Below are 13817 nucleotides of genomic sequence, written 5' to 3' on the forward strand. Positions count from 1 at the left end.
AATTTTTTAACAATACAATATAGCGGAAAAATATAATTTAAAAAATTCCCCATTCCTTTATCAATTTAGATTTAGGAAATGGGGAATTTTTGTTTTTTCCATTTAACGGAAATGATAGTTTGAAATATTATAGTAAAATCATATATTAGAAAATTCTGAAAATTAATTGTAATTATTGGAAACTACCTCTATAATCAATTTTACAAAGTTAACTGGTACGGACGTTATGATGTGCGGACCATTGGAGGTGGATATGTTGAACTTTGAAAATCATATTCCGTTACATATTCAGCTGAAGGATTTATTGAAAACTGAAATTGTCGAAGGGAAGTATGTAGAGAAAATTCCGAGTGAACGTGAATTGATGGAGCGTTTTACTGTTAGTCGATCCACCGTGAGAGAGGCGGTAAAGCATTTAGTCCATGAAGGCGTTTTGAAAAAAATCCACGGAAAAGGAACATTTATCACAAAAAATAAGACAGTGCATGACTGGCTTAATTCTTTGAACAGTTTTACAGAGACGGTTAGGCAAATGGGGATGAAGCCTGGGGCGAGACTACTGTATGCAAAAAATATTGATAACTTTCCAGAAGCAAATGCGATATTAGGGCAATCCATATTATTTGCGATATCCAGAGTACGAACTGCTGATGATCAGCCTATTTCAATTGAACGCCATTTTTACCATACTCATCTAGGGAAACAAATAGCCGCACACAATCTGAATGAAGCGACAATCTATGACATTATCGAAAAAGAATTGAAGATTACGATGGTGGAAGCTGAACAGACGATCCGCTGTAGTCCGATTAGTGAGGAAGATGCCAAATTGCTTGATTTGAAGCCTTATACAAATGTTTTAAATATTGAACGGGTCATATTGGGCGTGCAGGGTGAAGTGATTGAATATTACAGTAGCCTGTTCCATCCAGAACTGTATATGTTGAAACTGAAAACAAAAAGGACGGCTGGAGGTGCGAGCTCATGATTTATGAACTGTTCCTACCAAAAAAAATCGTGGCAGGTATCGATTCATTTCAACGATTATCAGCGGAAATCAAACAACTAAAGATACAGCGACCATTCATCCTATACAGCAGGAGTGCATTAGCGAATCAATTGGAAAATTTAAAGCAGGAAGTCTGTGATGCACACTTTTATGAAATTTCAAAAGGGGAGCCAACAACAGATGAACTTGACCGGGCTCTAGCTGAGCTTCATATAAACAGCTGTGACGGTGTTATAGCAATCGGCGGCGGGAGTGTCATTGACTTAGCGAAAGCGGTGGCTGTTTTTGCGGTAAATCCGAACTTGGGTTTAAGCGATGTTCCGAACATCCCTGAATTGAACAGAATGCCGTTTATTGCCATTCCTACTACTGCCGGAACAGGTTCTGAAGCTACAAAAGTAACGGTGATTACAGGCGAGAAACTTCAAAAAAAGCTTAATCCTGCACACCCGAGCTTCATTCCGGATGTCGTCATTTTAGACGCAACGCTTACGGTAAATGTGCCGCCATCCATTACGAGTTTTACGGCACTGGATGCGTTAACTCATGCAATTGAAGCATTCGTTTCAACGAAAGCTAATGCGATGAGTGATTATTTTGCTAAAGAAGCGATTTCCTGTATTTCAAAAAATATTGAGACCGTTTATGAACAGCCGCACAATATTGAGGCGAGACAGCAATTATTAATGGGAAGCTTTTACGCAGGAATAGCGTTTTCCAACTCTTCGACAAATTTGGCACATGCAACAGGGCGTGCACTAGGCGTAAAATTCCATATGCCTCATGGTCAGTGTGTCGCTCTGATGCATCCGTTTGTGATCCAATATTCGCTGGAAAGTGCGTATAAACGATACGAGGAAATTGCTAAAATCATCGGGATAACAGGGGCCCAATTTTTAAATGACTATTTGGACGAACTGAACAGGAAACAGCACGTTTGGAAGAGTGCACAAGCGATTGAACCATTACTGACGGATGAAGTGATCGAGCAACTTGCGGATCAAGCATTAGCCGGCAATGGTATTTTAACGAACAGGCAAGTGCCGAAAAATGGGGATATTCAAATAATTTTTAAGCAATTAAGAAAGCGTTTACAAATTGAAGGGGGAATTGTGCAATGGCAACAATGTCAGGTGGAGAAGTAGTAGCAAAAATGTTGGCAAAAGAAGGTGTAGATAACATCTTTGGGATTATTGACGGAACGTATTTCGGATTTTATTCGAATTTGCAAAAGCATGGAATTGAGCTCATCTCACCACGCCATGAAACGAGTGCTGCACATATGGCAGGCGCGTATGCTAGAGTGACAAATCGATTAGGGGTATGTATGGCTAGTAATGGACCGGGTGTAGCCAATATTTTGCCAGGTTTGGTAGTGGAAGAAGCGGAAGGCAATCGGGTGTTGTGCATTACGAGTGCAAGACGGACAGGCATAATGTATCCTGACCGCGGCGGAACATATCAGTGCTTCGATCAGACCGCAACCATTAAACAGTTTGCCAAATGGAGTGAGGCAGTACCTTCCTTTGACCGCATTCCTGAAATGCTGCGAATGGCATTGCGCAAATGCTATGAGGGGCGTCCGGGTGTCGTTCATTTGGATATTCCGGAAAATATTATGAATACGAAAGTAAATTGTGAACTGAATTTTTGGGAGCCTTCGCAATACCGCATGCTGGAGCTGCCGAAAGCATCGAACTATCAGATTGAACGTACAGCCCAACTATTGAAGTCAGCAACATTTCCGATTATTCATGCAGGCAGCGGTGTCATCCATGCAGGAGCAAAAAAGGAGTTGACCGAAGTTGCGGAAAAATTGCAGGCAATGGTTACTACAAGCTGGGCAGGACGCGGTGCCATGAGTGAGGATAACGTCCTTATGATGCCAATGGTGCATATTGAAGCAAATAATAATGTACGAAACGATGCGGATGTCGTATTAATATTAGGTTCTCGCCTCGGCGAAACCGACTGGTGGGGGAAAGCACCTTACTGGAATGCACATCAAACAGTCATTCAAGTGGATTTGGAACCTTCCATTCTAGGAGCTAACAAACCTGCCGAACTATTGATTCAGGCAGACATTAAAGCATTTCTACAAGAGCTGCTGGTCGTCTTAAATCAAGATTCGGAAACAGTGATTGATACAAATCGAAAACAATTGATTGAAAAACATATTGAGTCGAAAAAGCAGCATCGTAAAAAATTGAATGAGCATACTGCGGATAAAAATTCACCTTTAAATCCAGCACAAATCCCGCATATGGCGAATCAGATATTCCCTAAAAATACACCCCTTGTAATTGACGGGGGGAATACAGCCATTTGGTCGAACTTCTATTATGAAGTGAACGATGAAATGCCGCTTTTATCGACATTTAAATTCGGAATGCTTGGAGCTGGCGTTGGTCAGGCACTTGGAGCCGCAGTTGCCAAGCCGGAGCAGCCTGTATTATGCATTATTGGTGACGGGGCAATGGGCTTCCATCCACAGGAAATTGAAACAGCCGTACGCAACAATCTGCATGTTGTCTACATCGTGCTATGTGATAAACAATGGGGCATGGTGAAAATGAATCAGCATTTTGCGCTAAGACCCCTAAAAACGATGTGGAAAAAAACATTGGATCCACATGAAAGCATCAATGCTGATTTAGGTGAAATCCGATTTGACCTCGTAGCAAAAGCGATGGGTGCACATGGTGAATATGTAGAAACCATTGACCAGCTGGAGCAGGCTCTTCTAACATCTATTTCAGTAGGGAAATGTACAGTCATTCATACTGAGGTGGATCCAGTAAAGCATATGTGGGCGCCTGGTTTACGTTATTTTAAAGATATGCATGCCGAACCGAAAGGAAAATAATGTATGGGAATCGACACTATTCAAATCAACTTTAATGAAACAGCCCTGTTAATAATGAACATCGTTATAGGATTTATTATGTTTGGCGTTGCGCTCGATCTGCAAGTTTCAGATTTTAAGAGATCATTAAAGACTCCCAAACCGGCGTTAATCGGACTTGCTTGTCAATTCTTCCTGTTGCCGGCGATTACATTTGTACTTGTGAGCATTATTCAGCCGATTCCAAGTATTGCATTAGGGCTGTTTTTAGTCGCCGCTTGTCCTGGGGGGAATTTATCGAATTTTTTAACACATTATGCAAAAGGCAATACACCACTGTCAATTAGCATGTCAGCCATTTCCACAGTTTTGGCGATTGTCATGACACCGCTGAACACGATGTTTTGGGCATCCCTATATGGCCCGACAAAAGAAATCATAACATCATTCAGTATTAGCGTTGTCGATATGTTTACAACCATCTTCTTTATGCTGGGGCTGCCGCTTATTATAGGCATGTATATTCGAAAAGTATTTCCGAAATTTGCCGCGCGTTTTAATCAGATTATGATGAAGCTTTCGATTGTCATATTTATCTTGTTTGTTGTCATTATGGTAGCAAATAATTTCGATGCATTTATTACGAATGTAGGAGCTGTTATTTTGGTCGTAATACTGCAAAATTTATTGGCAATTTGTATCGGTTATTTCTCTTCCCGCGCATTAAAAGTTAATGAACGCGACAGACGAGCGATCGCTATCGAGGTCGGTATTCAAAATTCGGGGCTTGGGCTAGTGTTAATCTTCAATTTTTTTGGAGGTCTTGGAGGCATGGCATTAGTTGCGGCATTCTGGGGTATCTGGCATATTATTTCTGGTTTAGCAATCGCTACTTTTTGGTCAAGGCGTGCTCCGGAAGCAATTGTCACAGTTCAACAGGAGGTACAGGCATGAACGTTTTAATAACAGGGGCTGGCGGTTATTTAGGCCAGCAGCTCGTTTTGCATTTACTGCACAATACAAATCACACAGTTATAGCAGCAGATATTCGGAATAAGTCACCTTTTGAAGCGCATCCCAATCTACAATATATCGAATTGGATGTTCGCTCAAATGAAGCACGGCAATATTTCGAACAATATAACATCGATGTCGTCGTACATTTAGCTTCAATTGTCACACCCGGAAAGAAAAGCAACCGTGAATTCGAATATTCCGTCGATGTGCTGGGTACAAAGAATATACTGGAAGCATGTGTACAGACGGATGTAAAACGGATTGTCGTTTCATCGAGTGGTGCGGCTTACGGGTATTATGCCAATAACGCTGAGTGGATCGAAGAAACGAATCCAATCCGGGGCAATGAAGCATTTGCCTATTCGTATCATAAGAGATTAGTGGAAGAGATGCTCGACCAGTACAGAACGCAATACCCGCAGCTCGAGCAAACGATTTTTAGAATTGGTACGATTTTAGGGGAGAATGTGCGCAACCAAATTACCAATTTATTTGAACAAAATATAGTACTCGGTGTGGCCAATTCTAAAAGCCCATTTGTCTTTATATGGGATCAGGACGTCATCGCCTGTTTTGCCAAAGCGATTGACAGTGATATTACAGGTATCTTTAATTTGGCAGGAGATGGTGCTGTCACAATAGATGAACTTGGTATTTTGCTGAATAAAAAAGTAGTGAAAATACCAGCGACGGTGATAAAGGGGAGTTTGTTTATTTTAAAAAGGCTGAAGTTAAGCCAGTATGGAGAGGAACAGGTGGATTTCCTCCGCTACCGTCCTGTTCTGGATAACAAACGATTAAAAGAAGTATTTCAATTTACCCCTAAAAAATCATCGCTCGAAGTATTTAAATATTATTGGCAACATCGATTAAAGGAGCTGTAAAAAATTCACTTATAACGTTTTAAATATCAAAAGATGTTTTGCGGGAACTTTGCAAAACATTTTTTTTGCGGTTTTTATGGAAAATAAACAAATATTTTCATAAGGATATAGCAAATTTCATTTCTGCCTTTATACTAAAGATTAAGTCATTTGATTTTAGGGGATGAATTGGTGTTAAACGATAAATATAAAATTATGATGTGTGATCGAATTACTGAAACAATTCAAAATTGGGAACAGCAAAATACTGTTGAGGAACAGGAAATCTATACATTTCTTCATAATTTAAAAGGGACTGCTGGCTCAATTGGGATGGAAGGGTTATCCGAAATTGCGGCAACAAAGCTTGAACAATTAGAAGAAAAAAGCAGCAAACGTTGGGAAAAAGAAAACTGGAAAGCATTTTTATTTCAAATTGAAGAAACCGTAAGCTTTTTTGAAAAAAATGTGAAGCGCGGTCAGACTGAAGAAAATGATCTACCTTTTATAAAAAGGTCAAAACAAAATAACTTTATACTAGTAATTGACGATGATATTGTGTTTGCCTCATATATTAAGAATATTTTAGAATCAAAAGGTTTTATGGTCATTGTTGCCCATAATGGGAAACGGGGTTTAGAGCTGATTTATGAGCTGAATCCGGCCCTCGTATTTTTAGATATCAAATTACCGGATATAAACGGCTTTTCCATACTGGAGAATATTAATAAAATCAAGTCCAATCATATGTTTGTTACAATAATGAGCGTCGATGACAGTAAAGGGAACCGTGCAAAGGCATATGATCTGGGTGCGCTTGATTTTATAAAGAAACCACTAGATGCCGATATTTTAATTTCATATGTAAGAAACCGTCTAGTTTTTAAGCAGGCGCTTGAACTTTCGATTATGACAGACGAACTGACACAACTTTATAACCGGAAATATATGAATACCCAGCTGGAATTTCTAATGGAGCAATTTGAAAAAAGAGGTGAACAATTTTCGATTGCGATTGCTGACATCGATTTCTTTAAGAATATAAATGATACATATGGCCACATCGTTGGTGATGAAGTATTAAAAGGCTTTTCGAACTTAATCATGTCGGCAAAACGGGAGGAAGATATTCTTTTCCGATTTGGTGGAGAAGAATTTGTTCTTGTTATGCCAAATACGTCAAAAAATACAGCTTTCAGTATTATGGAACGCTTGCGTACGATTGTTGGAAAACAGCCATTTAAAGGGAATGAACAATCGTTTAATATTACATTTTCTTCAGGAATTGCGGAAATTAATCATCAAAATAAACACCCGAAGGCATTAGTTGAACAGGCTGATCAGGCATTGTATAAAGCAAAGACATCCGGAAGAAATCAAACGGTTCTATTTACAAAAGAAGAGCAAATCAGCAAGAAACAGAAATTGAAGCTTATTGTTATTGATGATGTAGCGATAATTCGAAACTTAGTAACGAACTATTTTAATAAACTGCAAGTACCGGAAGAATTTACGATGGAAGTTGCTGCCTTTGAAAATGGCGTGAAGTTTTTGGAGTCGAATTGGTATGAGAAAAATACAAAATATATTATTTTACTAGATGGCATGATGCCGCAAATGGATGGGATGAATGTATTGAAAAAAATCCGCGAAGAGTATTCTTCAAACGACGTCATCGTTTCGATGCTGACAGGCCGCAATGACGAGGAATATGTATTGGAAGCACTTGCAAACGGGGCGGATGATTTCATCGTAAAGCCATTTAATATCGCGGATGTAACAAACCGAATGCTTCAATTAGCCAACCAATTATTTTTAAAAGCTCGGTAAAAGAAAGGAATTAAACGATGAATAAAATTTTAGTAGTAGATGATGAAGAAATTTTAAGAATGCTTATTTGCGATACATTGGAAAGTTTTGATTTTACGATTGATGAAGCTGAAAATGGCTTAGAAGCTTTGGAAAAAATGAAGGAAAATAACTATGATCTCATTATCCTGGATTATATGATGCCTCACTTTACCGGATTGGAAGTAATAGAAAAGCTTTCAGATGAGTATAAGGCGAATACAACGATCGTTATGCTGACAGCAAAATCACAGGAATCCGACCGCCAGCTCGCATTGGATAAAGGCGCACAATATTTCATATCCAAGCCATTCAGCCCGATAAAGCTGATTTCATTTGTAGAGGAGCTCATAAATGCCAAGACTGATTCCGACATTTAAGAAAAACATACGTAATCAATTTGTCCGTATGCTTTGGTCCATCATAATTTTATTTACCATTATTGTAGGGGCATTTTTCATTTATACGAACGTTACAAATGAGCGGCTAATCAGCGAGCGGGAAGCGATTAGCGAGAAAGAGCAGCTCGTTCAGAAAATGAATGAAAGCTTCAATGATATATTTTTCCGTGCAAGAGGCTATTATGCATTTAAAGACAAAAATGAACTGAACATTTTATATGATCAAATGTCTGTATTTGAGATGGAGCTGCAAAAATTTGGTGAAATGCCCCTATCTAGCGAGGAAAACCTTCTTTATGAAGAGTTAAATCAATTTATTGTCACTTATCGGAATGAAATATTGCCGAAAGCCGTTTCCTATGTGGAAGCAGATAATTATGAAGCGCTGCGTGAATTATCAAATAGCGGTGCGAATGAATCAGTAAACAGTTTTATTGCATATACAAAAAGTTATACGACAGAAACGGATATGGTTGTAAACGATCATTTTAACCGGACGCTTGATCAAATTAAGTTTTTAACCGTTCTTTGTATTTTTCTGTTTATTATCGTATTTATAATCATTGGAATTATTTTGAAACGGGTTATCCAAAATCTGATTTCTCCAATCGAAAAATTGACGACCGCAACGGATGCTTTTGCAACTGGGGACTATGTTGACATTACGCCATTAAAAAATAAAGAAGATGAGCTTGGTGTATTGGCTACTTCCTTCTATAATATGACCCGTTCGATTCAAGAGAAGGAAGAAGTGCTGACAACGCAAAATGAAGAGTTGATGGCACAGCAGGATGAACTTCAAGGCAATCAGGAACAATTACAGCAATCCTTAAGCCATTTACAGCAGTATAATGAACTGAATCATGTACTGACTTTTACGTTGGATAAAGAGAAGCTGATAGAGGATCTACACAACTATTTACGTAGTATTTATGAATTCGATTCGAGCTTGATGTATTTAATCGACAGCGGTGAATTTGTATCAAAAGGATTGGCGAAAGAAACTACGGAACGCTTAATTAAACATTTGGAAATTGACAAGATTGCACGACTCGAGGAAGAAAAGACATTCGTAATTTGTCGTGAGGTAAAATCGGCAAGCAATATCGCCAATACAACGTATAATGACTATGACTTGTACACTTGTATTCTGAATTCCGAGAAGAAACTTGTCGCTATTTTAATGGCTACAAGAGAAGGGCGGAGTTTCTCGAGCAAGGAGTTAACCGACATCAATGGACATATGAACCAAGCTTCCATTGCGTTCGAACGAATATTCATGTATGAAGAAGTGGAACGTTCAAGAAAACTGAATCAGACCATCATCGATACTACCAATGAAGGAATTCAGTTTGTATCAAAATATGGGGAAGTACTGCTGCTTAATAAAGCATTATTTAATATAATTCGATATCCTTTTGAAGAAATCGATGATAAAGTACCACAACAACTATGGCTGAAGCATTTCCAGAAAATTGCTGAAGAGTCGGATGAGCTCGTTTACTTCCTGAAAATCGCGATTATTGAGGAGTTTACAAATACGAGAACGATGCGCTATTCCATTCAACAAGATGGTCGCAGTCCGGTTTTTGTGGAAGTTTATGCAACAAGTGTATTTGAAGGTGATGAAAAAGTAGGAACGATGTTTGTTCATCGCGATATTACGAGCGAATATGAAGTGGATATGATGAAGTCTGAGCTTGTAAGTACGGTAAGCCATGAATTACGTACGCCGCTCTCAAGTGTGTTAGGATTTACAGAACTGCTTTTGGCAAAAGAAATAAAGCCGGAACGTCAGAAAAAATATATCGAAACGATTCATAAAGAAGCAAAGCGACTAACAAACTTAATTAATGATTTTTTAGATATTCAACGAATCGAATCTGGTCAACAAGTGTATTCAATGAATAAGATCTCATTAACTGCCTTAATCGAGGATGTGCTGAAAAACTTCCAGATTGATCCGCAGCATAATATCCGTTTTGTAGATGAATCGACAAATGCAATTGTTAGTGCAGATGAAGAGCGTATCATCCAGCTCTTGTTCAATTTAATCGGCAATGCGATAAAATTCTCCCCTAATGGCGGCGAAATAATAATACGCATGCAAAATATAAATGAGACGGTGCAAGTTTCTATTCAAGATTGCGGAATTGGAATTCCTGAAAGTGCAATTCCGTCATTATTCCAAAAATTTAAGCGCGTGGACAACAGTTCGCGACGCAAAATCGGCGGGACCGGTTTAGGACTTGCGTTAAGTAAAGAAATTATATCCAAGCATAAAGGGGACATATGGCTTGAATCGGAGGAAGGGATAGGGACGACTATTTTCTTCACATTGCCATTGTATGATCAAGAAATAGTAGAAAACCGAAATGAGCTGACTGAAGAAAAAACGATATCAAATCGTACGGTAATGATTGTTGAAGATGATTTGAGTTTAGCGTTATTACTTTCGGAAGAGCTGAAAAGCAAAGGTTTTACCATCATTTATCATGATGACCTGAAACGTGCCTATGATGATGCCATTCAAATTCCATTAGTAGGTATTGTCATCGATTTAATTATGGGAGAAAATATGGATGGATGGGATTTGGTCGAAGCTTTAAGAAATCATAAAAATACAAAGGAAATCCCAATTATTATTTCATCAGCATTGGACAAATCAAGCGTCAACATGAATAAATACAATGTTGAAGAGTATTTTACAAAGCCCTATCCACCAGAAGAACTTTCAACACTTTTATTAAAATTTGTGAAAGATCAATAAAGGATCTGCTAGGTAAAGGAGGTGGGGGAAATGGCAGCGAGAATCATATTTCATTTGGATATGAACAGTTTTTATGCATCTGTTGAACAGTCGCATAATCCGAGTCTGAAAGGGAAACCGATTGCCGTAGCGGGGAATGTAAAGGAACGGCGCGGCATTATTGTGACAAGCTCTTATGAGGCCCGAGCGAAAGGGATTTATACAACGATGAATGTCGGGGAAGCAAAGCGCAAATGTCCGGAACTCCTGTTATTACCTCCCGATTTTCCAAAATACCGGGCAGCAAGTGCAGCGATTTTTTCAATATTACGAAGCTATACCGATTTAGTGGAGCCTGTATCGATTGATGAAGGCTATTTGGATGTAACGGAACGCTCCAAATCACAGCATCCGCTCCAGTTGGCCGAAGAGATTCAGGAGCGCATTTTACATGAGCTCGATCTACCATGCTCCATTGGTATTGCCCCTAACAAGTTCCTAGCAAAAACGGCATCGAACATGAAAAAGCCGCTCGGAATCACTATCCTCAGAATTCGCGAGCTACCGGAGCTTTTGTGGCCGCAGGAAGTTGTGACAATGCATGGTGTAGGGGAAAAAACAGCGAAGAAGCTGAATGGACTCCAAATTTTTACGATTGGTGATTTGGCACAAGCGGATGAACGGCTGTTAATCCGAAATTTAGGAAAAAACGGAGCTCGCCTGATTAAACGTGCAAACGGCATTGATTTGCGGCCGGTTGATCCCAATGCGATATTTGATACGAAAAGCGTCGGGAATTCGACGACGCTTCCAAGGGATGAGACGGAATATTATATTTTGAAAGAAACGTTCGAAAAGCTGAGCAGAAGTGTCGCTGAGCGTCTGAAAGTGAAGTATTTGGCCGGGACAACGGTGACCATTCAAATACGCAATTTTGACTGGCAGAATGCTTCACGCAGTAAAACATTGCGGAATGCAGTCAGTCAGGCCGATGAAATATTTGAAATCGCCTGGAAGCTGTTTACCGAAAACTGGGATGAGACACCTGTCCGACTTATCGGTATTACCGTTTCAAATGTTGTTGATCAATCCGAATTGACCCAACAGCTCAGTCTGTTTAATTTTGAACAGCATATTAAAGACGAGCCTATTTTGGAACTGGTCGATAATATTGAGAAGAAATTCGGAAAAGGGGCCATTAAACGTGGTGTCCGGGTGAAATCAAGAAGTTACGCATCGAAAACAAGCTTCAGCAAGGATTTTCTGGAAGATCATACGAATTAAACGCAAGCTGTATTAAAGATAAACTTTAATACAGCTTGCAATGTTTATGGTAACATAGTGCGGTTGGCAGACCTTTCAGATCGTCATTAGACGTGGGCCAGTAACCCAGCGTTTTACGCGCAGAGAAAACCACCAGTTCAACTGGTGGTTTTTATTAAATTCTCACAAACGCATACATAGTATTGTGAGAATAATTTTCATTTAGTTAGGTAACTACGAAAGACCCATGTTATAATAGGATTGATATTATGCTTCAGGAGGACACTATGCGTATACATCCTATCCGATTTTTAAGAATAATGGGCTTACTCGATGGGATTTCGCTCATTACATTACTACTTATTTCCATGCCGCTTAAGTATTTCGCGGATTTACCGCAATTTGTGACGGTAAACGGCAGTGTACACGGCGGTATTTTTATAGCTTATTTTCTCGCAATCGTCATTGTGCAACTGCGCATTCAATGGCATATCGGCTGGTCAATTTTAAGTGTGTTAGTCGCATTTATCCCATTCGGCAATTTTCTGTTCGACTATCAACTGAAAAAAATGCAACCGACTTTACATACAAAGCCGTTTCCGAAACAATGGCTCGTTTATGCCATCATTTTCTTTTCCTTTTTCGATCTGTTCGTCCAGTTGCCGATAATGAGCACTTATGCATTGTCGGTCGGCGCGACAACGTTTGTTGCGGGGATTGTTGTCGGTCTTTATTCATTTATGAATACGTTCGGCAATATTTTTTCTGGTATTTTTACTGATAAAATTGGGCCATTTCACATTTTAGTATTTGGCCTGTTTACGTCTGCAATTTCGTTGTTATGCTACCAGCTTGTTGATAATGCGACGGTCCTTTTAATCGTTCGCTGTATTCATGGGTTCAGTAGCGGGTTTATCACTCCGGCTGCCTTTACATTACTTGCGAATATGCGTGCATCCAACGAACAGGGGAGTGGAAGCGCGGTTACAGGCTCGTTTGTCGGCATTGCGGCGATTGTCGGTCCGGCTTCAAGCGGAATTTTAGCAAGCAAAATTTCCGTGCCGAATGTGCTTGGAATTGTTGCGCTGTTCGGTATTGTCTTATTGATAGGCTTGTTCCTGTTTTTACGCAAATCACCGTTACCGAAACGCGATAAGAAACAGGTCACCGAAAAGTTCAATTGGAACAGCGGTATTTTAAAAGCGTATGGCGGCGCATTTTTCCTTATGTTTTCTCAAGGTGTTCTTGCGTATTTGCTACCGATTTACGTGCAGGATTTAGGGTATGACTCACGTGTATCCGGTACATTACTAAGTGTATTCGGAATTGTCGCTGTCCTAATCTTTATATTACCGACGAACAAAATTTTCGACTATTTAAATCCGCAAGTGACATTGTTTGTCGGAGTACTATTACTCGGACTTGCTCAGATCGGCATTGGCCTGGCAACAGAAATGTCCTGGCTGTATGCAATACTCGCAATTTACGGGATCGGGTTTGCATTTTTATTCCCTTCTATCAATGCCCTGTTAATTGATGCAACGACTGAACAAATTCGCGGCAAAGCATATGGTTATTTTTACGCGTTCTTCTCCATTGGGGTAGTCGCAGGTTCTTCACTATTAGGCGCACTTGATTTAGTAGGAACATCCGGCTTTGTCTTTACAGGGACATTATTATTTAGTTTCTGTATCGTTGTTCTTTTTTCATTTATGAAATCAGGTGCCGCATTTGTAAAAGTTCAGCATAAAGAAAAAATGCATCATTCATAAATACACAGTTTTTTCGTTTTGAAAGAAATTTCTTTCTAATGCGCTTTAAA

10 protein-coding genes are annotated in these 13817 nt (G+C 39.4%); all 10 read left to right on the forward strand.

Going from position 1 to position 13817, the window contains the following annotated elements; translation table 11 throughout:
- Nucleotides 1–253: 253 nt before the first annotated feature.
- The 10 genes from MKY07_RS08110 (at nucleotide 254) to MKY07_RS08155 (ending at nucleotide 13767) form a co-directional block, all read left to right on the forward strand.
- Nucleotides 254–988, forward strand: a complete 735-nt coding sequence (locus MKY07_RS08110; protein ID WP_041865763.1) for a GntR family transcriptional regulator — start codon at nucleotides 254–256, stop codon at nucleotides 986–988.
- Nucleotides 985–2154 carry an iron-containing alcohol dehydrogenase gene (locus MKY07_RS08115; protein WP_339264368.1) on the forward strand — a complete coding sequence of 390 codons (1170 nt, stop codon included), beginning with the start codon at nucleotides 985–987 and terminating at the stop codon, nucleotides 2152–2154. Before MKY07_RS08110 ends, MKY07_RS08115 begins: the two co-directional genes overlap by 4 nt.
- Complete coding sequence (locus tag MKY07_RS08120) at nucleotides 2127–3875, forward strand: thiamine pyrophosphate-binding protein (RefSeq protein ID WP_008407916.1); 1749 nt, start codon at nucleotides 2127–2129, stop codon at nucleotides 3873–3875. Before MKY07_RS08115 ends, MKY07_RS08120 begins: the two co-directional genes overlap by 28 nt.
- Before the next feature lie 3 nt (nucleotides 3876–3878).
- Nucleotides 3879–4808, forward strand: a complete 930-nt coding sequence (locus MKY07_RS08125) for a bile acid:sodium symporter family protein (protein WP_339264369.1) — start codon at nucleotides 3879–3881, stop codon at nucleotides 4806–4808.
- Nucleotides 4805–5755: an SDR family oxidoreductase gene (locus MKY07_RS08130; protein WP_339264370.1), complete on the forward strand. Its 951-nt coding sequence runs from the start codon at nucleotides 4805–4807 to the stop codon at nucleotides 5753–5755. The genes MKY07_RS08125 and MKY07_RS08130 overlap by 4 nt, the downstream gene beginning before the upstream one ends.
- 171 nt (nucleotides 5756–5926) lie before the next feature.
- Nucleotides 5927–7564: a diguanylate cyclase gene (locus tag MKY07_RS08135; RefSeq protein WP_014824076.1), complete on the forward strand. Its 1638-nt coding sequence runs from the start codon at nucleotides 5927–5929 to the stop codon at nucleotides 7562–7564.
- 17 nt (nucleotides 7565–7581) lie between these two features.
- Nucleotides 7582–7962 (forward strand): response regulator, encoded by a 381-nt coding sequence (locus tag MKY07_RS08140; RefSeq protein ID WP_008407909.1) that lies wholly within the window; start codon nucleotides 7582–7584, stop codon nucleotides 7960–7962.
- A complete protein-coding gene (locus tag MKY07_RS08145; protein ID WP_339264371.1) occupies nucleotides 7937–10753 on the forward strand; it encodes an ATP-binding protein in 2817 nt (938 codons plus the stop codon). Before MKY07_RS08140 ends, MKY07_RS08145 begins: the two co-directional genes overlap by 26 nt.
- 30 nt (nucleotides 10754–10783) lie before the next feature.
- Nucleotides 10784–12016, forward strand: coding sequence for a DNA polymerase IV (locus MKY07_RS08150; RefSeq protein WP_339264372.1), 1233 nt, complete (start codon nucleotides 10784–10786; stop codon nucleotides 12014–12016).
- Between the two features lie 266 nt (nucleotides 12017–12282).
- Nucleotides 12283–13767 carry an MFS transporter gene (locus MKY07_RS08155; RefSeq protein ID WP_339264373.1) on the forward strand — a complete coding sequence of 495 codons (1485 nt, stop codon included), beginning with the start codon at nucleotides 12283–12285 and terminating at the stop codon, nucleotides 13765–13767.
- Nucleotides 13768–13817 lie beyond the last annotated feature (50 nt).

This window comes from Solibacillus sp. FSL W7-1472 (genome assembly GCF_037969775.1).
In the GTDB taxonomy this organism is placed as follows: Bacteria; Bacillota; Bacilli; order Bacillales_A; family Planococcaceae; genus Solibacillus; species Solibacillus silvestris.